At 71.9% G+C, this 17,754-nt stretch carries 18 protein-coding genes; 11 read left to right on the top strand and 7 right to left on the bottom strand.

Features of this window, described 5'->3' with window-relative positions; translation table 11 throughout:
- Positions 1 to 69 precede the first annotated feature (69 nt).
- From B0675_RS34530 to B0675_RS34555, 6 genes are all read left to right on the top strand, one after another.
- Positions 70 to 585: an NUDIX domain-containing protein gene (locus tag B0675_RS34530; protein WP_081223535.1), complete on the top strand. Its 516-nt coding sequence runs from the start codon at positions 70 to 72 to the stop codon at positions 583 to 585.
- A gap of 344 nt (positions 586 to 929) precedes the next feature.
- Positions 930 to 1,322 (top strand): DUF202 domain-containing protein, encoded by a 393-nt coding sequence (locus B0675_RS34535; RefSeq protein ID WP_081224047.1) that lies wholly within the window; start codon positions 930 to 932, stop codon positions 1,320 to 1,322.
- Entirely contained in the window at positions 1,319 to 1,648 is a 330-nt protein-coding gene (locus tag B0675_RS34540; RefSeq protein WP_081223536.1) for a DUF202 domain-containing protein, read from the top strand. The genes B0675_RS34535 and B0675_RS34540 overlap by 4 nt, the downstream gene beginning before the upstream one ends.
- Positions 1,649 to 1,936: 288 nt before the next feature.
- Positions 1,937 to 2,233, top strand: coding sequence for a hypothetical protein (locus tag B0675_RS34545; protein WP_081223537.1), 297 nt, complete (start codon positions 1,937 to 1,939; stop codon positions 2,231 to 2,233).
- Between the two features lie 148 nt (positions 2,234 to 2,381).
- Positions 2,382 to 3,404, top strand: a complete 1,023-nt coding sequence (locus B0675_RS34550) for a phosphotransferase family protein (RefSeq protein WP_081223538.1) — start codon at positions 2,382 to 2,384, stop codon at positions 3,402 to 3,404.
- Between the two features lie 6 nt (positions 3,405 to 3,410).
- Complete coding sequence (locus B0675_RS34555) at positions 3,411 to 4,625, top strand: acyl-CoA dehydrogenase family protein (RefSeq protein WP_081223539.1); 1,215 nt, start codon at positions 3,411 to 3,413, stop codon at positions 4,623 to 4,625.
- A gap of 132 nt (positions 4,626 to 4,757) precedes the next feature.
- On the opposite strand, the gene B0675_RS34560 is transcribed toward B0675_RS34555, so the two are convergent.
- The 3 genes from B0675_RS34560 to B0675_RS34570 all read right to left on the bottom strand — a co-directional run bounded on the left by B0675_RS34560 (position 4,758) and on the right by B0675_RS34570 (position 7,872).
- Entirely contained in the window at positions 4,758 to 5,351 is a 594-nt protein-coding gene (locus B0675_RS34560) for a TetR/AcrR family transcriptional regulator (RefSeq protein WP_081223540.1), read from the bottom strand.
- Positions 5,352 to 5,449: 98 nt separating this feature from the next.
- Positions 5,450 to 7,111: an AMP-binding protein gene (locus B0675_RS34565; RefSeq protein ID WP_081223541.1), complete on the bottom strand. Its 1,662-nt coding sequence runs from the start codon at positions 7,109 to 7,111 to the stop codon at positions 5,450 to 5,452.
- Positions 7,108 to 7,872, bottom strand: coding sequence for an SDR family oxidoreductase (locus tag B0675_RS34570; RefSeq protein WP_081223542.1), 765 nt, complete (start codon positions 7,870 to 7,872; stop codon positions 7,108 to 7,110). The genes B0675_RS34565 and B0675_RS34570 overlap by 4 nt, the downstream gene beginning before the upstream one ends.
- Positions 7,873 to 8,069: 197 nt before the next feature.
- On the opposite strand from B0675_RS34570, the gene B0675_RS34575 reads away from it, so the two are divergent.
- Positions 8,070 to 9,314: a DUF1343 domain-containing protein gene (locus tag B0675_RS34575; protein ID WP_081223543.1), complete on the top strand. Its 1,245-nt coding sequence runs from the start codon at positions 8,070 to 8,072 to the stop codon at positions 9,312 to 9,314.
- A 143-nt stretch (positions 9,315 to 9,457) separates the two neighbouring features.
- On the opposite strand, the gene B0675_RS34580 is transcribed toward B0675_RS34575, so the two are convergent.
- The gene (locus B0675_RS34580) at positions 9,458 to 12,247 is read right to left on the bottom strand and encodes a penicillin acylase family protein (RefSeq protein WP_081223544.1); all 2,790 of its coding nucleotides are present in this window, start codon (positions 12,245 to 12,247) and stop codon (positions 9,458 to 9,460) included.
- A gap of 285 nt (positions 12,248 to 12,532) precedes the next feature.
- Here B0675_RS34580 and B0675_RS34585 point away from each other — a divergent pair, with 285 nt between their 5' ends.
- The 3 genes from B0675_RS34585 (at position 12,533) to B0675_RS34595 (ending at position 15,437) form a co-directional block, all read left to right on the top strand.
- Positions 12,533 to 13,135 (top strand): hypothetical protein, encoded by a 603-nt coding sequence (locus B0675_RS34585; protein ID WP_081223545.1) that lies wholly within the window; start codon positions 12,533 to 12,535, stop codon positions 13,133 to 13,135.
- 352 nt (positions 13,136 to 13,487) lie between these two features.
- On the top strand, positions 13,488 to 14,213 hold the full coding sequence (locus B0675_RS34590; RefSeq protein ID WP_081224048.1) for a 3-keto-5-aminohexanoate cleavage protein: 726 nt from the start codon (positions 13,488 to 13,490) through the stop codon (positions 14,211 to 14,213).
- 156 nt (positions 14,214 to 14,369) lie between these two features.
- A complete protein-coding gene (locus tag B0675_RS34595) occupies positions 14,370 to 15,437 on the top strand; it encodes an RNA ligase (ATP) (RefSeq protein WP_081223546.1) in 1,068 nt (355 codons plus the stop codon).
- Between the two features lie 30 nt (positions 15,438 to 15,467).
- Here the strand turns inward: B0675_RS34595 and soxR are convergent, their stop codons facing one another.
- A complete protein-coding gene (soxR, locus tag B0675_RS34600; RefSeq protein ID WP_241540075.1) occupies positions 15,468 to 16,010 on the bottom strand; it encodes a redox-sensitive transcriptional activator SoxR in 543 nt (180 codons plus the stop codon).
- 106 nt (positions 16,011 to 16,116) lie between these two features.
- Here soxR and B0675_RS34605 point away from each other — a divergent pair, with 106 nt between their 5' ends.
- A complete protein-coding gene (locus B0675_RS34605; RefSeq protein WP_081223547.1) occupies positions 16,117 to 16,578 on the top strand; it encodes a MaoC family dehydratase in 462 nt (153 codons plus the stop codon).
- A gap of 128 nt (positions 16,579 to 16,706) precedes the next feature.
- On the opposite strand, the gene B0675_RS34610 is transcribed toward B0675_RS34605, so the two are convergent.
- The gene (locus B0675_RS34610; RefSeq protein WP_081223548.1) at positions 16,707 to 17,333 is read right to left on the bottom strand and encodes a TetR/AcrR family transcriptional regulator; all 627 of its coding nucleotides are present in this window, start codon (positions 17,331 to 17,333) and stop codon (positions 16,707 to 16,709) included.
- Between the two features lie 94 nt (positions 17,334 to 17,427).
- Positions 17,428 to 17,682, bottom strand: a complete 255-nt coding sequence (locus B0675_RS34615; protein ID WP_081223549.1) for a YiaA/YiaB family inner membrane protein — start codon at positions 17,680 to 17,682, stop codon at positions 17,428 to 17,430.
- Between the last annotated feature and the right edge of the window lie 72 nt (positions 17,683 to 17,754).

The raw sequence follows: 17,754 nt of genomic DNA on the forward strand, positions 1-17,754 counted from the left end.
GACCCGCCGACGACACGGGCTCCCCGTCCACGGCCCCCCTCGGCCGCCCCCGGCTGCTTGGATGGGGCCATGAGTGCCGCTGACGAGATCCTCGACATCGTGGACGAGAACGACCAGGTCATCGGGCAGTCCCCGCGCGGGGAGGCGTACGAGCGCGGGCTGCGTCACCGGTGCGTGTTCATCCAGGCTCGGGACGCCGAGGGCCGGGTCTTCGTCCACCGGCGTACCGCGACCAAGCTGGTGTTCCCCTCCTTCTACGACATGTTCGTCGGCGGGGTCGTCGGCACCGGCGAGTCCTACGACGACGCCGCGCTGCGCGAGGCCGAGGAGGAACTCGGCGTCTCCGGGCTCCCCCGGCCGACCCCTCTCTTCCGCTTCCTGTACGACGACGGGGCCGGCCGGACGTGGTGGTCCGCGGTCTACGAGGTGCGCTGCGACCTTCCGGTGGACCCGCAGGTGGAGGAGGTCGCCTGGCACGACTTCCTCACCGACGAGGAGGTGGAGGCCAGGCTGGCGGACTGGACCTGGGTCCCCGACGGCCTCGCGGCCCACGAGCGGCTCAGGGACTACCGGGCGATGGGCTGAGGTTCCACCCTTCCGGGGCCGCCACGGGGTGCCGGACGGTGAGCGCGGCGGCCAGTGCGCGCTCCTGGTCCGCGGTGATGCCCTGGGCGAGCCGGACGGTGCGCGGGCTGTACGGCCCGTCGCACAGCGGGAGCGGGCTCGGCTCCCCGGTGCTGCCGCTGAGCGGGCTGGGGCCCTGGGGTGTCCAGGTGGGGCCGTCCCAGAAGGGTGGTCCAGGAGGCGCACGGCGGCACCCGGTGCCGCCTCGGCGGCCATTCCGGCCGCGGTGAGCGCGTCGGCGGCCCCGGACGGTGGCGGGCGGCACGGACACCGGCGCGTGGCGGGCTCCCGGTAGGGTCCTGGACGTGATCGAACTCGTGCGTAATGTCCGGCTGTGGTTCGCGCCCCGGCAGATCCGGGAGGAGGGCGGGACGCCGGACTACCGGTTCTCCCTGGCCAACGAGCGGACCTTCCTGGCCTGGCTGCGCACCGCGCTCGCGCTGATCGGCGGCGGCTTCGCGGTGGACCAGTTCCTGCCGGACCTGCGCTGGGCCTGGCGTGCCGGGCTCGCCCTCGCGCTGCTGGCGGCGGGTGTGCTCTGCTCCCTGCGGGCCGTCAACCACTGGGTGCGCTGCGAGCGGGCGATGCGGCGCGGCGAGGACCTGCCGGTGTCGGGGTTCCCGGCGGTGCTGAGCATCGCCGTGGCGGTCGTCGCGGTCGCGATGATCGTGGTGGTCCTCGCCGGCTGGGCCGGATGACCCCGCCGGCACGCGAGGAACGGGATCCCGGCCTCCAGCCGGAGCGCACCCGGCTCGCCTGGCGGCGCACCACCCTCTCCAGCACCGTCGTCGCCGTGCTGGCCGCGAAGGCGGCACTGCAGGACAGGGACTCGGTGGCGGGGATCGCGGCGTGCGCGGTCGCCTGCGTGCTGTGGCTGTGCTTCCTCGCGCTCGCCCACCAGCGCATCCGCGCGCTGGCCCTCGCCGGACCGGCCGGTCCTGACGTCCTCAGCCCCCGGCACGCGGTGGCCACCGCGGCGTGCACGCTCGTCCTGGCGGTGTGCGCGGTCGCCTTGGTGTTCTAGGCCCGCCGATCCGGATCGGGCCCGGGGAGTCCGCGGTATCCGGTTCCCGGGTCTGAGCGCCCTTCGAGCCCGTGGGGCGGTCGCCCGTCCCACGGCGGTACGCGCACACGGGACGCGTTCATGGGCGATGCGGCGCTGGTGTTCCTGCCGTCCCCGGACGTCACGCAGGGCGAATTGCTGATGAATGACCCGATATCCGCCTGTTCACGGCGCTAGCCTGAGGTGGCGTTCCGCCCCGCTCCGGAGGCGGACGGACCGTCCACTCCACGCCGCCCGAAGGTGAGCACGATGACCACCCTTCACCAGGAGCACCCCACCCACCAGCACACCCACGGCCCGGACTGCGGTCACGCCCAGGTGCGGCACGGGGACCACGTCGACTACGCGCACGACGGGCACCTGCACCGCGAGCACGCGGGCCACTGGGACGAGTGCGAGCAGAGCGGGCACGTCGCGCACGAAGCCCACTCCCACCAGCACGGCGAGGGCTGCGGACACCCCGCGGTCCCGCACGGCGACCACGTCGACTACCTGCACGAGGGGCACCGGCACGCCGAGCACGAGGGGCACTGGGACGACCACTGACCTCCCACGCTCCGCAGGCGTCTCGGCGTCTCCCCCGGTCACGGACTCACCGGGGGAGACGCCGATCACGTTTCGCACAGCCGCTGGACGACATACCGACTGGTCGGCATCATGGTCACCACCTGTTTCCGTGCGCTGAGGAGCAAAGATGAGTCCGGATCACCCGCCAGGTCTCGATCTCGACCGGTTGCGTGACCTGCTCGACCGCGAGCGGCCCGGGCTGGTGAACGGCCCGCTGACCGGCCGGCTGATCGAGGGCGGACGGTCCAATCTCACCTACGCGGTCTCCGACGGCACCGCGCGATGGGTCGTGCGGCGGCCCCCGCTCGGCCATGTGCTGGCGACCGCGCACGACATGAAGCGCGAGCACCGGGTGATCAGCGCGCTGCACCCGACGGCCGTACCGGTCCCGGACCCCGTTCTGCTCTGCGAGGACGACTCCGTGCTCGGCGCGCCCTTCTACGTCATGGAGTTCGTGGAGGGCACGCCCTTCCGCACCGCCGACCAGCTCGCCCCGCTCGGCCCGGAGCGCACGCGCGAGGCGGTGCTCGGCCTGGTGGACACCCTGGTGGAACTGCACGCGGTGGACCCGGCCGAGGTGGGCCTCGCGGACTTCGGCCGGCCCGAGGGGTTCCTCGACCGGCAACTGCGGCGCTGGGGCAAGCAGTTGGACGCGTCCCGCAACCGCGAGCTGCCGGGCATCGACGAACTGCACGCCGCCCTCGGGCGCGAACTGCCCCACTCCCCCGCGGCCACGGTCGTGCACGGCGACTACCGGCTCGACAACGTGCTGATCGGCCCCGACGACCGGATCAGGGCGATCCTGGACTGGGAGATGTCCACCCTCGGCGATCCGCTCACCGACCTGGGCCTGCTCGTCATGTACAGCACGCGCCTGGACCTTCCGAACTCCCCCATCAGCACGACGGCTTCGGCCGCCGGTCACCCGGAAGCCTCCGAGATCGTCGAGCGGTACGCCGCGCGCTCGGGGCGCGACGTGTCCGCGGTCTCCTGGTACACGGCGTTCGCCTGGTTCAAGCTCGCGGTGATCCTCGAAGGCATCCACTACCGCTACACGAAGGGCCAGACCGTCGGCGCGGGCTTCGACCGCATCGGCGAACTGACACCCGTCTTCATCGAGCACGGTCTGACCACCCTTCAGGAAGGCTGATCCGCCATGGACTTCGGATTCGACGCGCGCACCGAAGAGCTGCGCCAGAAGCTGCTCGCCTTCATGGACGAGCACGTCTATCCGGCGGAGGCCGTCGCCGAGGAGCAGCGCGCCCTGCTGGCCTCGCCGTGGGACACTCCGGCCGTGGTCGGCGAGTTGAAGGCCGAGGCCCGCAGGCAGGGCCTGTGGAACCTCTTCCTGCCGGACTCCGAGTACGGCGCCGGCCTCACCAACCTGCAGTACGCGCCGCTCGCGGAGATCACGGGCCGCAGCCCGCACCTGGCGCCCACGGCGCTGAACTGCGCCGCGCCGGACACCGGCAACATGGAGGTGCTCACCCAGTTCGGTGACGAGCAGCAGCGGAAGCAGTGGCTGGAGCCGCTGCTGGCCGGCGAGATCCGCTCCGCGTTCGCGATGACCGAGCCCGAGGTCGCGTCCTCCGACGCCACGAACATCACCACGCTGATCGAGCGGGACGGCGACGAGTACGTCATCACCGGCCGCAAGTGGTACATCTCCGGGGCGATGAACCCCGACTGCAGGATCTTCATCGTGATGGGCAAGACGGACCCGGACGGCCCGGACATCCGCCGCCAGCAGTCGATGGTCCTGGTCCCCCGGGACACACCGGGCCTGGAGGTCCGCCGGGCCATGCAGGTGTACGGCTACGAGGACCACTCGCACGGCGGGCACGCCGAGGTCGTCTTCGACCACGTCCGGGTGCCGGTGACCAACCTGGTGGGCGAGGAGGGCGGCGGGTTCGGCATCGCGCAGGCGCGGCTCGGTCCGGGCCGGATCCACCACTGCATGCGGCTGATCGGCATGGCCGAGCGGGCCATCGAGCTGATGTGCAGGCGGGCCGTGACCCGTACGGCGTTCGGCAAGCCGCTGGCCCAGCAGGGTGTCGTGCAGAACTGGATCGCCGACGCGCGGGTCGCCGTCGAGCAGCTCCGGCTGCTGGTCCTGAAGACCGCCTGGATGATGGACACCGTCGGCAACAAGGGGGCCCACACGGAGATCCAGGCCATCAAGATCGCCACTCCGCGCACGGTCGTCGACATCCTCGACAAGGCCGTGCAGCTGCACGGTGCGGGTGGGGTGAGCCAGGACTTCCCGCTGGCCGAGCTCTGGGCGAGTGCGCGGACGCTGAAGCTCGCCGACGGACCGGACGAGGTCCACCAGCGGTCGCTGGCGTACCGGGAGATCAAGAAGTACGGGTGACGCCCGTGGGCGGGGGGGGTGTCTCGCCCCCTCCGCCCCTGCCCGTCCCGTAACCAGGGGCGCGCCCCTGGACCCCCGCTCGCCAAGCGCCGGACGGGCTGTATGTGACCCGTCCGGCGGCTGGGAGGCTGGTTACGGGCGCAGCGCGCGCAGCAGGAGGTCGGCCAGGTGGTCGGCGACCTCCTGGCGGGCGAGGGGGCCGTCCGGGCGATACCACGTGGACAGGTGGTGGACCGAGCCGAAGTGGTAGTCGACGACGAGGTCGGCCGGGGTCGCCGTGGAGAAGACGCCCTTCTTCTGGCCCTCCTCGATCAGCGCGCGGAACCGCTCGTGATACCGCCGCCGCTCCGAACGCACCTGCTTGAGCTTCTCGGGGCCGAGCTGATGCATGGAGCGGAAGAAGATCGAGGCGTCGTCGAGGTTGTCGATGGTGGTGACGACCACGTCGGCCGCCGCGCCCCGCAGCCGCTCCTCCACCGGCGCGTCCGAGTCGGCGAAGGCGTCCAGCCGCTCCTGCTGGAGGCGCAGCACGCGCGCGTAGACCTCGTGCAGCAGGTCGTCCTTGGAGCCGAAGTAGTGGTACAGCGCCCCCTTGGTGACGCCCGCCGCCTCGACGATCTCCTGCACGGAGGTCCGGTCGTAGCCCTGCTCGGCGAAGAGCCGGGTGGCGGCGGCCAGCAGCCGCTGCGGGACGGGCGTACCGTCACCGTCCGTCGTCCTGGGCACTGCCGCCACCTGCCTTCCGTGCGTTCACATCGATCGTTGTCGTTCTCGGGGCGTTCCCGGGGAGCGCCGTGTTCCCCGGGAACCGTCGGCCCCGGGAACTACGGGGAGTCCTCCGTGCGGGAACGCAGTTCCCGCCGCAGGATCTTCCCACTCGCCGTCTTCGGCAGTTCGGGCAGGATCACCACCTGCCGCGGATATTTGTAGGCGGCCAGTCTCTCCTTGCACCAGGCGGCGAGCGCGTCGGGGTCCTCGGAGGTGCCCGGACGCAGGCTGATGTAGGCCTTGACGGTCTCGCCGCGGTAGCCGTCGGGGATCCCGACGACGGCGGCCTCACGGACCGAGGGGTGGGTGTAGAGGACGTCCTCGACCTCGCGCGGCCAGACCTTGAACCCGGAGGCGTTGATCATGTCCTTCTTGCGGTCGACGACGTAGAGCCAGCCGGCGGTGTCCATGAAGCCGATGTCTCCGGTGCGCAGTTCGCCGTCCGGGAAGGTCTCGGCGGTGGCCTCGGGGCGTCGCCAGTAGCCCGGCACGACCTGGGGGCCGCGCACGAGGATCTCGCCCTGTTCCCCGAAGGGGACGTCCTGGCCCAGGTCGTCGACGATACGCACGACCGAGTCGGGGCCCGGCACGCCGACAGCGAGCGTTCCGGAGACCGGGTCGACCGGCGCCTCCAGCTGTGGCGGCACGGAGGCGCAGGGCGCGGTGCACTCGGTGAGCCCGTAGCCGTTGCGGATGTACGGGCCGAAGCCGGCGCGGAACTTCTCGACGAGGGCGGGCGGCAGCGGGGCGCCGCCGGAGGAGATGTTCACGAACGAGGAGAAGTGGTCCGGGGTGACCGCCGGATGGGCGGCCAGCGCCATGAAGGCGGTGGACGGCCCGACGGTGTAGAGCGGCCGGTGCTCGGCGAACGCGTCGAGGACGACACCCGCCTCGAAGCGGTAGGCCAGGACCAGCGTGCCCTCGCTGTTGAGACAGGCCGCGAGCTGGCAGACCATGCCGGTGATGTGGAACAGCGGCGCCATCGCGAAGTACACGGGCGCCTCGGGCAGGGCGAGCCCGGTCCGCTGCCGCTCCGCGTTGTACATGATGTTGCCGTGCGTGTTGGTGGCTCCCTTGGGGGTGCCGCTGGTGCCCGAGGTGTAACTGATGAGGGCGATGTCGGACGGCCCGAGGTCGCGGTCCTGCGGGGCGGTGTGCCCCTGCCGGGCGACGGCCACGAGGTCGTCGGCGCCCGCGTCGAGCGGCAGCCGCTCGAAGGACAGCACCCGGGTGTCGCCCCGCGTCTGGAGGTCCAGTTCGCAGGCGGTCAGCACGATCCGAACGGGGGAGTCTGCGGCCGTCTCACGCAGATAGCCGTCCCACGCGCGGTCGGAGCAGACGAGGGCGGTCACCTCGGCGTCGTGCAGGACGTGCCGGACCTCCCCCGCCTTGTACATCGGGTTGACCGGTACGACCGTCGCTCCGGCCTTCCAGGCGCCGAGCAGGGCGAGGACGAACTGCGGGGAGTTCTGGAGCAGGACGGCCACCCGGTCTCCCCGTCCGAGGCCGCGCCCGGCGAGGTGTCCGGCGACGGAGTCGCTCAGCTCGTCGACCTCGCGGTAGCTCAGTTTCCCGTCGAAGTAGGCGAGGGCGGTGCGGTCCGGGGTGTGCGCGACGGCGTCCCGGAGCGCGTGCACCAGGGTGTCGGCGGGGTGCACCGGCGCGCGCTGGGCGTCGCTGAGCAGGGCCACCCAGGGCCGGTCGGCATAGCTGGTCACTCGGCGGTCTCCCACTTCTGCTGGAGGTGGTTCATGTTCGTCATCCAGCGGTCGGGGTCCGCGGCGCGGGCCTGGTAGTACCCGGCGACCTCGGGGTGCGGAAGGATGAGGAAGCGGTTCTCCTCGATCCCCTTCATGAGCGCGTCGGCGACGTCCTCGGGGTCGATGGCGGTCGGCCGGAGCACCAGGTCGCCCGCGCTGCCGGTGGCGGCGAGCATGTCGGTGCGGACGCCCTGCGGGCAGATCGCGTGCACGTTCACCCCGCGGTGGCGGTAGGTGAGGGAGAGCCACTCGGCGAAGGCGTACGCGCCGTGCTTGGTGACGCTGTACGGCGCGGCGCCGATCATGGTGAGCAGGCCCGCGGCGGAGACGGTGGAGACGAACCGGCCGCTGCCGCGCTCCAGCCAGTCCGGAAGGAGGGCGTGGGCGGCGCGCACGTGCGCCATCACGTTGACGTCCCACGCGAGCGCCCAGACATCCTCGTCGGCCGCTTCGGAACCGCCCGAGCCGACACCGGCGTTCGCGCAGTAGACGTCCACGATGCCGTCGAGGGCGTCGCGCGCCTCCTCGATGATCAGGGACGCGTCCCCGGGGACCGCGATCCCGCCGATCTCGTCCGCGACGGCCTTCGCCTTCGCGGCGTCGAGGTCGTTGACGACGACCCGCGCCCCCTCGGCGGCGAAGCGTCGGGCCAGCGCGGCTCCGATGCCACCTCCCGCTCCGGTGACGACCACTCCCGCACTCTGCACGGCTCCCACCATCGGTCTCCTTCGACGCGACACGGCTCTGCTGCCACGCCAGACTAACCAGTCGGTATGTGCCTAGGGAAGGGGCCCGGGCGCGCGCCGGGGGCCGCGTGACGAGCCACGACGGGAGAAACGGAACGGCGGTCTACGAACTTCCGCCGTGAGCCCTTAGCGTGCACGTGCCAACCTTCCGCGATCACGGAGGTCACACCATGCGCATGTCCCGACGGTCACTGCTCGCGGCCGGCACCGCCGCCGCGGCCCTGACCCCGCTGCCCGCGGCGGCGGTGCCGGCCGCCGCATCCGGCCACCGGTTCCGCACCGGGTTCGAGCGGCTCGCCGCCTCCGGGTACGCCTCGCTGCGCGGCGGCCGCGTCGGCGTGGTCACCAACCCGACCGGCGTCACGCGGGACGTCCGGCACATCGTGGACGTCATGCACGCCGACCAACGGGTGGATCTGACCGCCGTCTTCGGTCCGGAGCACGGCTTCCGGGGCACCGCGCAGGCCGGCGGGTCCGAGGGCCGCTACGACGACCCGGCGACCGGACTTCCCGTCTACGACACGTACTTGAAGAGCGGGCAGCCCCTCGCCGACGTCTTCACGGCTTCCGGCGTGGACACCGTCGTGTTCGACATCCAGGACGCGGGGGCCCGGTTCTACACGTACATCTGGACGCTGTACGACTGCATGGAGGCGGCCCGGCTCGCCGGGAAGCGGTTCGTGGTGCTCGACCGGCCGAACCCGGTCACCGGCCGGGCGGCCCTCGGGCCGGTCCTGCACAAGGAGTTCGCGACCTTCGTCGGCCGGCAGCCGATCGCGCAGGCGCACGGGATGACGGTGGCGGAGCTGGCCCGGCTGTTCAACGGGGAGTTCCTCACCCGGCCCGTCGAGCTGGACACCGTCCTGATGTCGGGCTGGCGGCGGAGCGACTTCTACGACGCCTCGGGGCTGCCCTGGGTGCCGCCGAGTCCGAACATGCCGACGGCCGACACCGCCCTCGTGTACTCAGGGACGTGTCTCTTCGAGGGGACGAACCTGTCGGAGGGGCGCGGCACGACCCGGCCCTTCGAGTTGCTGGGCGCGGAGGGCGTCGACGGACGCTGGGCCGCGGCGGCGAACGGACTGGGGCTGCCCGGCGTGTACTTCAGAGAGGCCTACTTCGCCCCGACGTTCTCCAAGTTCGAGGGGAAGACCGTCGGGGGCGTGCAGATCCATGTGCACGACCGGGCGGCGTACGACCCGGTCCGCACGGGAATCGCGCTCCTGGTGACCGCCCGGAAGGTGTGGAGCGGTTTCGCCTGGCGTTCCGACAACTGGATCGACAAGCTGACGGGCTCCACGCAGGTGCGCACGATGATCGACGCGGGCGCGGGCACGGACGAGGTCGTGGCGGCCTGGCAGGACGAACTCGGCGCGTTCCGCCGGACCCGCAAGGAGTACCTGCTCTACAGGTGACCGCGGCCGGGACGGTCGAACGCCGTGCCGATCCGACCGCCGTGCCGATCCGGCGACGGGCGCGGCACGGCGCCCGGGGGCGGGCCGTGTCCACGGTCCGCCCCCGGTCCGGTGCGGCCGCGCCTACGGGCGCGGCCGGGTGCTCACCTGTGTCCGGTGAACTCGACGACCTGCTGGTAGGTCGGCCGGTTCTGCCAGGTGATCCTGCCGTGCTTGATGCCGCCGAGCGCCCGCTGGACGATCGAGTCGGCACACCACTGGTCGCCGGCGGAGCACTGGTCGTCGCCGGGGTAGACGGTGGCCGCGGTCTTGCCCGCCGCCTCCTTCAGCGAGCCGACGAGCGCGTCCCGGCAGGCGCTGAGGCTGCCGCCACCGCAGTACTTCTGCGACAGACCGCCCTGCACGGACTCCCCCAGTACCGCCCGGATGTCCTTGTCGACATAGCTCCACCAGCCGTACTGGAAGGAGCTTCCGGCGTGCGAGCCGGTCGGCCCGTGCCCGGCGGACGGGGCCTCGTCGATGGGCAGGTTGTTGCCGAAGGCGGCGTACAGGTCGTTGCCGAGCCCCGGCTGGAACTCCGCCTTGACCAGCAGCGGCCACCAGGCGTCCAGGATGCGGATCGCGTCGGCGTCGGCGTAGGTGTGCGAGCCGGCCGAGGTCTCCGTGCGCCGGGCGCCCGCGGTCAGCCAGGCGTTCAGCTTTCCCACCGCCGCCGCGGCCGTGGGGTCGGTGACCGGGGAACTGTTCACGACCTTCAGCAGGTCGGGGAGCACGTCCTCGGCCCGCAGGTCGGCGAGGGCCGCGTCGGCCATGGCCTTCACCAGCGCGGTCCGGGTCACCCCGCCCGCCCGGACGAGCTTCGAGACCCGGTCGTCCAGCAGGTCGCCGCGGTGCACCGAGCCGTCGCCCCAGGAGGCCGTGGTGTAGTCCTTGGCCTGTTTGTTGTTCCAGGAGATGTAGTAGTCCTGGTCCACGGAGTTGGGGTGCTGGGAGGCCGGGGTGTAGGCCGCGGTGTTGGTGGCCGGGTCCCAGCCCTGCCAGTCGTAGGCGGCCCGCGCCCACACCGGGAACTCGGCGTCGACCCCGCCGGCCCGCACCGGGTTGTCCCCGCTGTTGTAGTACGCGGTGTGCGCGGAGTCGGCGTAGAACCAGTTGAAGGTGTAGTTGATGTGCTGCACCGCGCTCTGGAAGGTCGCCGGGCTCTTCACGTAGTCCGGGTCGTTGAGCATCTGGAACCCGATGATCGAGTCGGCCTCGTGCAGGAAGGACGAGCGCAGGGTGGTGTACGCGACCTTCTTGCCGCCGACGGTCGCGCGGTACTCCACGGGGCCGTACTTGGTCCGGTAGACCTGCATCCGGTACGAGCCGGCCGCGGTGCCGTCCGCGACGGTCGGCTTCCAGGAGTTGGTCCGCTCGACCTTGTCCATCGCCGTGCAGGTGCCGTGGTAGAGGTAGTGGTAGTCGTCCTGGCACAGCTCGACGGCGTAGGTGTCGATGATGTCCTGGCCGGAGGTCGTCGCGCTCCAGGAGTAGTCCTGGCCCCGGCCCAGCTCGACGTACATGCTCAGGCCCGCGAAGGAGGCGCCGCGGGCGCTCAGGCCCGGGCCCTGTATCTCCTGGAGCATGAGCAGCTGTGGCGCGAAGTAGCCGGTCTGGGGGCCGAAGACGGCGATCGGGTGCCCGCTCGCGGTGTGCTTGCCGCTGACCACCAGGGCGTTGGACATCCCGCGCTTCGCCGAGGTGAGCGAGGTCTTCGCCGCGGTGGCGGAGGCGCCGGTCGCGCTCGCGGCCGTCGCGCTGCCGGTGCGGTCGTAGACGAGCGGCTCCTGGGTGACCGAGCCGGGGTCGGGCAGGGCCTGGCCCTGCGCGCTGTCCGGCTTGCCGCCGTACGGGAAGCTCTCGCCGTTGTGCACGGTGAGGGCCGCCTCCGGGTCGTTGCGCTCGCGGAAGGACTCCCAGACCTTGGTGCCCTCGGTGACGCCGTACTTGGACTGGGCGGCGAGCAGCGAGAGGGCGTTGTTGACCTCGCCGCCGCCTCCGGAGCCGAACAGCGATCCGATGACGGAGGCCAGCGCCACCAGGTCGGTGAGCTGGAAGTGGTCGATGGTGCCGGCGTTGGTGATGGCGTCCTTGTGGCCGGTCAGGACGTACTCACCGGGGAAGTAGCGGCCACTGTCGGAGGCGTCGATGTAGGCGTTGATGCCGTCCAGGTAGGCCTTCGCGTCGGCGAGGGCCTGGACGCCGCGCGCTCCGGCGTTGCTGGTCGCGCTGTCGATCTGGGCCTGCAGGTCGGCCTCGGTGTAGGGCGCGTTGCGCCAGAACTCCTGCTCCAGGCCCTGGTTGGAGGGGGCCCCGCCGGCGAAGCCGGTCAGCTGGCCGCGTCCGACGTGCCGGAAGACGTCCATCAGCCACAGCCGGTCCTGGGCGGCGGCGAACCCGGCGCCGTACTCGGTGCCGTACCGCGTGGTGCCCGTGATGTGCGGAACGCCCGTTTTCTTGTCCCGCACGATCGTCACGTCACTGCGTCCGCCGGGCTTCGTGGTCGAGGCGACCTGACCCGGGGCGACGCCGAAGGACGCGTCGTTGAAGAAGTCGTTGATCTTCGTGTCGGTGAGTGCGGGGTAGCCGGAGGCCAGGTTGCCGTACGGGGTGAGCTGGTCCTCCGCGTGGCCGGGCTGGGTGCCGAAGGCCTGGTTGAGCAGGATCTGCGCCAGGGTCGCGTTGCCGTTCTCGCCCGGCGGCAGGATGTCCGAACACTGACCGCCGCAGTAGTCGTTCGTCGCGGCCGCCGAGGTGTCGGCGGCGACCGCCGGGGAAAGCGGCGACAAAAGACCGGCAATGAGCACGCATAGGGAAGCGGCCTTGAGGAACTTGGGGAATCTGCGGGGAGTTCTCAGTCTGTCCAGGGTGGTGCGTGGGGTGCTCGGTGGCATGTCAGCTCCTACCGACTGGGGTGGGCCGGACGTTACCGCCGGTATCCCCGGGAGTGAAGATGAACATGCGTCAGTTTTGAGGATTCATCGCGACCATGGGCGCCGCCCACGGGCGGTTGACGGCAACGGGAGGCAGGCCGAGGGCGCTCGGCCGGTGGCTTATGGCAGTCATCGAAAAACGGATGGAGCCGAATCGCGTGTCGATACGTCTATTCGGCGAGGTCCGTACGAGACGGCGCCGAAGTGACCGGAGTACAGGTGCAGGTGTGACGGAGGTGCAGGACGATGGCCGGTTTCCGGAGTCTGGCGAGACAGGTGCGAGATCCGAGGTGTGATCTGGCACTGCGGCGGTACTCACTGCGCAAGTGTCTGGAAAGGTTCGCCCCTTACGGGCATCGGGCGACCTGGGACCATCTGAGTTCCCGGGCCGGTTTCGGTCCCGAGGACCGCTCCCCCGACCCGGTGCGGCTCGTGGCCGCATTGGAGGAGCTGGAGGAGGCCCGGTCCGTCTGGCTCGCCTACGAGGTCGAGTTCGCGCAGCGTCGCAAGAAGGAGAAGCACGACGGGCTGCGCAGGCCGGGCAGTGTCGACGACTGGCACCGGCTGACCTGGGGCGGCTTCGGAGTCGCCTGGTGCGACAACCCCCGTGTCCACCCGCATGAGTCCCTCGCCGAGGTGCTGCGCCGGCTGATCGCCGCGCTGGAGCGCGAGCCGGGCGCCGTGTGCCCGGTGTGCGCCGGAGGCAACCTCCAGTGGATGTACGACCTGGCCCACGAACCCTCGTCGGGCCCCGTCTGCACGAGCTGCGGCATCGTGGTGCCCCGGCCCGTCCTGACCCCGGAAGCCCTGGCCGGCGCCCGGCGCGGCCGACTGCTCGTGTCGGCGTGAGTCCCTCGCCGGGCCGAACGGCGGGTGCGGGGGCTGCGCGGCCGCGGACGGTCCGTGGCCGGGCGCGCGGTTCCCGGCGCCGGGAGAGCCGGCCGCCGCACGGCCCGGGCAACCCCCTGTCCTGACAACGCCATCGTCCGCGACCCCGGTGACCGTTCACCGGTGACGACGCCCGGCCGGGTCCGCCGCCGCGGACATCGGCCGTGCTGTCGGCCGGTGCGCCGCCGTGTCCGGTGCCGGCGGTGGGGCGTCCGGTGCCTCCGGGGGCACCGGTGTCCGGATATCGCCGGTGTCACCGGAGTTCCGCCGCACGATCCACCCCCGGCGCGTGCCGTCCGGCATCATCGGACGCATGGTGCAGGTCTGTCTGAACGGAGCACGCGGTCCCGCCGCCGGTGCCGTCGTGCCCCTGTACCCGGAGGCCATGGCCCGCTCGGCCGCCGAGGCGGTGGCGGCCGGCGCCCGCGACATCCATGTCCACCCCAAGACCCCGTGCGGGCAGGATACGTTGTCCCCGAGGGTGCTGGCGATGACACTCGACGCGATCCGGTCCCGGGTCGGCGTCACCGTCGGCGTCACCACCGGGGCATGGGCCGAGCCCGACCCCGCGGACCGCGCCGCGCGGGTCCGCTCGTGGACGGTGCTGCCCGACCACGCGTCGGTCAACTGGCACGAGCCGGGTGCCGAGGCGATCGCCGCAGCCCTCCTGGACCGCGGGATCGGCGTGGAGGCGGGGATCTGGTCCGGCACGGACGGCGCCGCCCGGTTCGCCGCGTCGCCGCTCGCGCCCCGGGTCCTACGGGTGCTGGCCGAGGTGACGGACACCTGCGGGCACACGGCCGAGGCATCGGCCCGTGAACTGCTCGCGACGCTCGGCACACCCGATCGGCCCGTCCTGCTGCACGGCGAGGACGGCGGCGCCTGGCCGGTGCTGCGTCTGGCGGGCCACCTCGGGCTCGCGACCCGGATCGGCCTGGAGGACACCCTCGAACTCCCCGGCGGGGAGCGGGCGGAGTCCAACGGCCGGCTCGTGGCGGAGGGGCTCCGGCAGTACGAGTCGGCCCGAGCCCGACGGTAGGGCCGCCCTCGGCCGCGGCCCGCCCCGGGAGCGGGAGGCGTCGTCGCGAAGGGGGCGGCGGACGACCGTAGCAGCCGTGAATCCGGTGGTTCCAGCCCTTTCCCCCGCGGACAGTTGGGGGCGATGAAACCCGGCTGAGCGATCCGAGGAGCCCCGATGTCGACGCTGCGCGTCACCGCCGAGACGCTGACCGTGCACGACCACCCGAACGCCGACGCGCTCGAACTGGCCCAGGTGGGCCTGTACCGGGCCGTCGTCGCGAAGGGCGCGTTCCGCACCGGCGAGCACGCCGTCTACATCCCGGAGCAGTCCGTGCTGCCCGCTCCCCTGATCGAGGAACTGGGCCTGACCGGGCGGCTCGCGGGGTCGGCCGCGGACCGGGTCAGGGCGGTCCGGCTGCGGGGCGAGCTGTCCCAGGGCATCGTGTGCCGTCCCAAGGCTCTGGCGGACGTGGACCTGGCGCGCGCCGCCGAGGAGGGCACGGACTTCGCGGAGACGCTCGGCATCGTGAAATGGGTGCCCCCGATCCCGCCCACCATGGACGGCGACGTCGAGTCGGCACCCGGTCTGCTGCCCTGGGTCGACATCGAGAACATCCAGCGGTACCCGGACATCTTCACCGAGGGCGAGCCCGTCGTCCTGACGGAGAAGCTGCACGGCTCGGCCTGCCTGCTCACCTACCTCGCGGACGGGGACCGCGTGCACGTCTCCTCGAAGGGCTTCGGCTCCAAGTCCCTCGCCCTGAAGGAGAATCCGCGCAATCTGTACTGGCGCGCCGTACACGCTCACGGTGTCCCGGAGGCGGCCGCCCGGCTCGCCGAACGCCTCGGCGCGCGCCGGGTCGGCATCTTCGGCGAGGTCTACGGAGCGGGCGTACAGGACCTGACGTACGGTGCCGACGGCCGCCGCGAGGCCATCGGTTACGCCGTGTTCGACGTGTCGGCGGAGATCGACGGCGAGGTCCGCTGGCTGGACGCGGCGGAGCTGCTCACCGGTGAACTCCCGCTCGTACCAAGGCTGTACGAGGGCCCGTACGCCATCGGCCGCGTCCTGGAGACCGCCTCCGGCCGGGAGACGGTGTCCGGCCGTGGGCTGCACCTGCGCGAGGGGGTCGTGATCCGCCCGGCCGTCGAGCGGTACAGCCCGGTGACGGGCGGCCGGGCGGTGGCGAAGGCCGTCAGCCCGGCCTACCTGACCCGCAAGGGCGGGACGGAGTACGAGTAGGCGAGGCGGACCGAGGTGGGGGACGCGCGTTCAGCGGCAGTCCCCCACCGGCTCCTCCCGCTGCCCGGATCCGCCGTCCGCCGCCCGGTCGCGCGTGCTCACGACCTCCTGGCCGTCGGGGCGCTCCACCATGAGGCGCGAGCCGGTCCGGCGCTCGCCGAAGACGTCGTCGGGGTTGGAGAGCACGCAGTTCTCCAGCGAGAGGCAGCCACAGCCGATGCAGTCGGTGAGGTGGTCGCGCAGCCGGCCGAGCTGTTTGATGCGCTCGTCGAGCTCGGAGCGCCAGGCCTCGGAGAGGCGGGCCCAGTCCTCCCGGGTCGGGGTGCGCTCCTCGGGCAGTTCGGCGAGCGCCTCGCGGATGGTGGCGAGCGGGATGCCGACCCGCTGGGCGGCCCGCACGAAGGCGACCCTGCGGAGCGCGTCGCGATGGTAGCGGCGTTGGTTTCCCGAGGTCCGGCGGCTGCTGATCAGGCCCTTCGACTCGTAGAAGTGCAGGGCGGAGACGGCGGCGCCGCTGCGGGCCGACAACTGGCCGACGGTCAGCTCGTGGATCTTCTCAGGGATCTGGGGCACGCTCCCAACCTACCCACCGCGTCACACGCCGGGTCCGTTGACATGCGCCGCCCGCCCGAGCATGCTAAGCAGTCGCTTAGACTATGAGATGCGGGAGGCCAGGGACATGGCAGAGCCGAGGACGTTCGCGACGGTCGACGAACTGCGCAGCGCGGTGGGCGAGCAGCTGGGATACACCGACTGGGTCGAGATCGAGCAGAAGCGGATCGACCTCTTCGCGGAGGCGACCGGCGACCACCAGTGGATCCATGTCCACCCCGAGAAGGCCGCGTCGGGTCCGTTCGGCACCACGATCGCGCACGGCTACCTCACCCTGTCGCTGCTGCCGCTCTTCGGCCCGCAGCTGATCGCGGTCGAGGGCGTGAAGATGGGCGTCAACTACGGGACGAACAAGGTCCGTTTCCCCGCTCCCGTGCCGGTCGGCTCGCGGCTGCGCTCCACCGCGACGATCACCGCCGTGGACGACGTGCCCGGTGGCGTCCAGGTGACCGTGGCGTTCACCGTCGAGCGCGAGGGCGGCGACAAGCCGGTCTGCGTGGCGGAGTCCGTCTCGCGCTACTACCTCTGAGACCGCCGGACCGCCCCGGATCCGGGAGGACGGTCCGCGCCCCGGAAGGGACCGGCCCGCGGAAAGGGCCGGTCAGCCGCGGGCCGAGGAACGAACTCGGGGCCCGGTGGACACGCGTCCGCCGGGCCCTACGCCTTGGCCCCGACCATCCGCAGGACGAGGTCGGCGTAGAGCGCGCCGACCTCGTCCGGTGTCCGGGGCCCGTCGACGCTGAACCAGCGCGCCACGTCGATGCACAGGGACAGCACCGCGAGCGTGGTGCCGGGCACGTCCGGGACGTCGAAGTCGCCCGCGGCGACGCCGTCCTCGATGATGCCGCGGACCTCGGCGTCCACCTGGCGGCGCAGCGCGATGATCTCGGCGCGCGCGTCGGGCCCGAGGGCGTCCAGCTCGTACTGCACGACGCGCGCCGTCGTGTGCTGGCCGGCGTGCCACCGCACGAAGGACCGCACGGCGTCGGAGAGCCGCTCGGCGGCGGTGCCCCGCCCCTCGGCCGCGGAGCGCACGATGTCGAGCGCCTTGTCGTGGCCGATCCGGCTGATCCGGTGGAGCAGCTCTTCCTTGGTCTTGTAGTGGATGTAGAGCGCGGCCGGGCTCATCCCGGCGCGGCCCGCGATGTCGCGGGTCGTGGTCGCGTGGTACCCGCGCTCGGCGAAGGCCTCCACGGCGGCGACGAGCAGCCGCCGTGCCGCATCCGGGGTGACCTCGGCCCACGGCTGCGTCTCGCCGCCGGGCGTCTCCTGCGCCGTACTCATCGCTGTTCGCCCCTTCTCCACTGCCAGGGTGAACACCATACCCCCGAACCTGAGCGAGCGCTTAGTACCTGCGCCCCGTCCCGGATTTGGGAGGTCAGAGCTTCTCGAAGGGGTCGTACACCCGGCCGCCCGCGCGCTGGCCGTCCTGGCGGTCCCGGATGACCTTGGCGAGGGTGAAGGCGGACGTCACGAGGTAGAGGACGGCGACGGCCAGGAAGGCCCGCACCCAGGCGTCGGCCTGGAGCTTGAAGATGCCGAGGGCGGTGGCGGCCATGGCGACGGAGAAGGACGCCACGGCCTGCCCGTAGAAGGCGGCGGTGTTCTGCTGTTTGACCGGTGTCTCACTCATGGGAGAAGGATCGACGGACCCGGCCGGGGCCACATCCGCCGTCGTACTCAGAGGCGTACTCAGACCGGGGAC

This window comes from Streptomyces sp. M41(2017) (assembly GCF_002078175.1).
Classification (GTDB): Bacteria; Actinomycetota; Actinomycetes; order Streptomycetales; family Streptomycetaceae; genus Streptomyces.

Bases quoted from the DNA above. Each gene is read 5' to 3' on its own strand.
- B0675_RS34530 (WP_081223535.1), top strand. From the start codon at position 70: ATGAGTGCCGCTGACGAGATCCTCGACATCGTGGACGAGAACGACCAG.
- B0675_RS34540 (WP_081223536.1), top strand. From the start codon at position 1,319: ATGACCCCGCCGGCACGCGAGGAACGGGATCCCGGCCTCCAGCCGGAG.
- B0675_RS34545 (WP_081223537.1), top strand. From the start codon at position 1,937: ATGACCACCCTTCACCAGGAGCACCCCACCCACCAGCACACCCACGGC.
- B0675_RS34550 (WP_081223538.1), top strand. From the start codon at position 2,382: ATGAGTCCGGATCACCCGCCAGGTCTCGATCTCGACCGGTTGCGTGAC.
- B0675_RS34555 (WP_081223539.1), top strand. From the start codon at position 3,411: ATGGACTTCGGATTCGACGCGCGCACCGAAGAGCTGCGCCAGAAGCTG.
- B0675_RS34570 (WP_081223542.1), bottom strand. From the start codon at position 7,872: ATGGTGGGAGCCGTGCAGAGTGCGGGAGTGGTCGTCACCGGAGCGGGA.
- B0675_RS34575 (WP_081223543.1), top strand. From the start codon at position 8,070: ATGCGCATGTCCCGACGGTCACTGCTCGCGGCCGGCACCGCCGCCGCG.
- B0675_RS34580 (WP_081223544.1), bottom strand. From the start codon at position 12,247: ATGCCACCGAGCACCCCACGCACCACCCTGGACAGACTGAGAACTCCC.
- B0675_RS34585 (WP_081223545.1), top strand. From the start codon at position 12,533: ATGGCCGGTTTCCGGAGTCTGGCGAGACAGGTGCGAGATCCGAGGTGT.
- B0675_RS34590 (WP_081224048.1), top strand. From the start codon at position 13,488: ATGGTGCAGGTCTGTCTGAACGGAGCACGCGGTCCCGCCGCCGGTGCC.
- B0675_RS34595 (WP_081223546.1), top strand. From the start codon at position 14,370: ATGTCGACGCTGCGCGTCACCGCCGAGACGCTGACCGTGCACGACCAC.
- B0675_RS34605 (WP_081223547.1), top strand. From the start codon at position 16,117: ATGGCAGAGCCGAGGACGTTCGCGACGGTCGACGAACTGCGCAGCGCG.
- B0675_RS34610 (WP_081223548.1), bottom strand. From the start codon at position 17,333: ATGAGTACGGCGCAGGAGACGCCCGGCGGCGAGACGCAGCCGTGGGCC.
- B0675_RS34615 (WP_081223549.1), bottom strand. From the start codon at position 17,682: ATGAGTGAGACACCGGTCAAACAGCAGAACACCGCCGCCTTCTACGGG.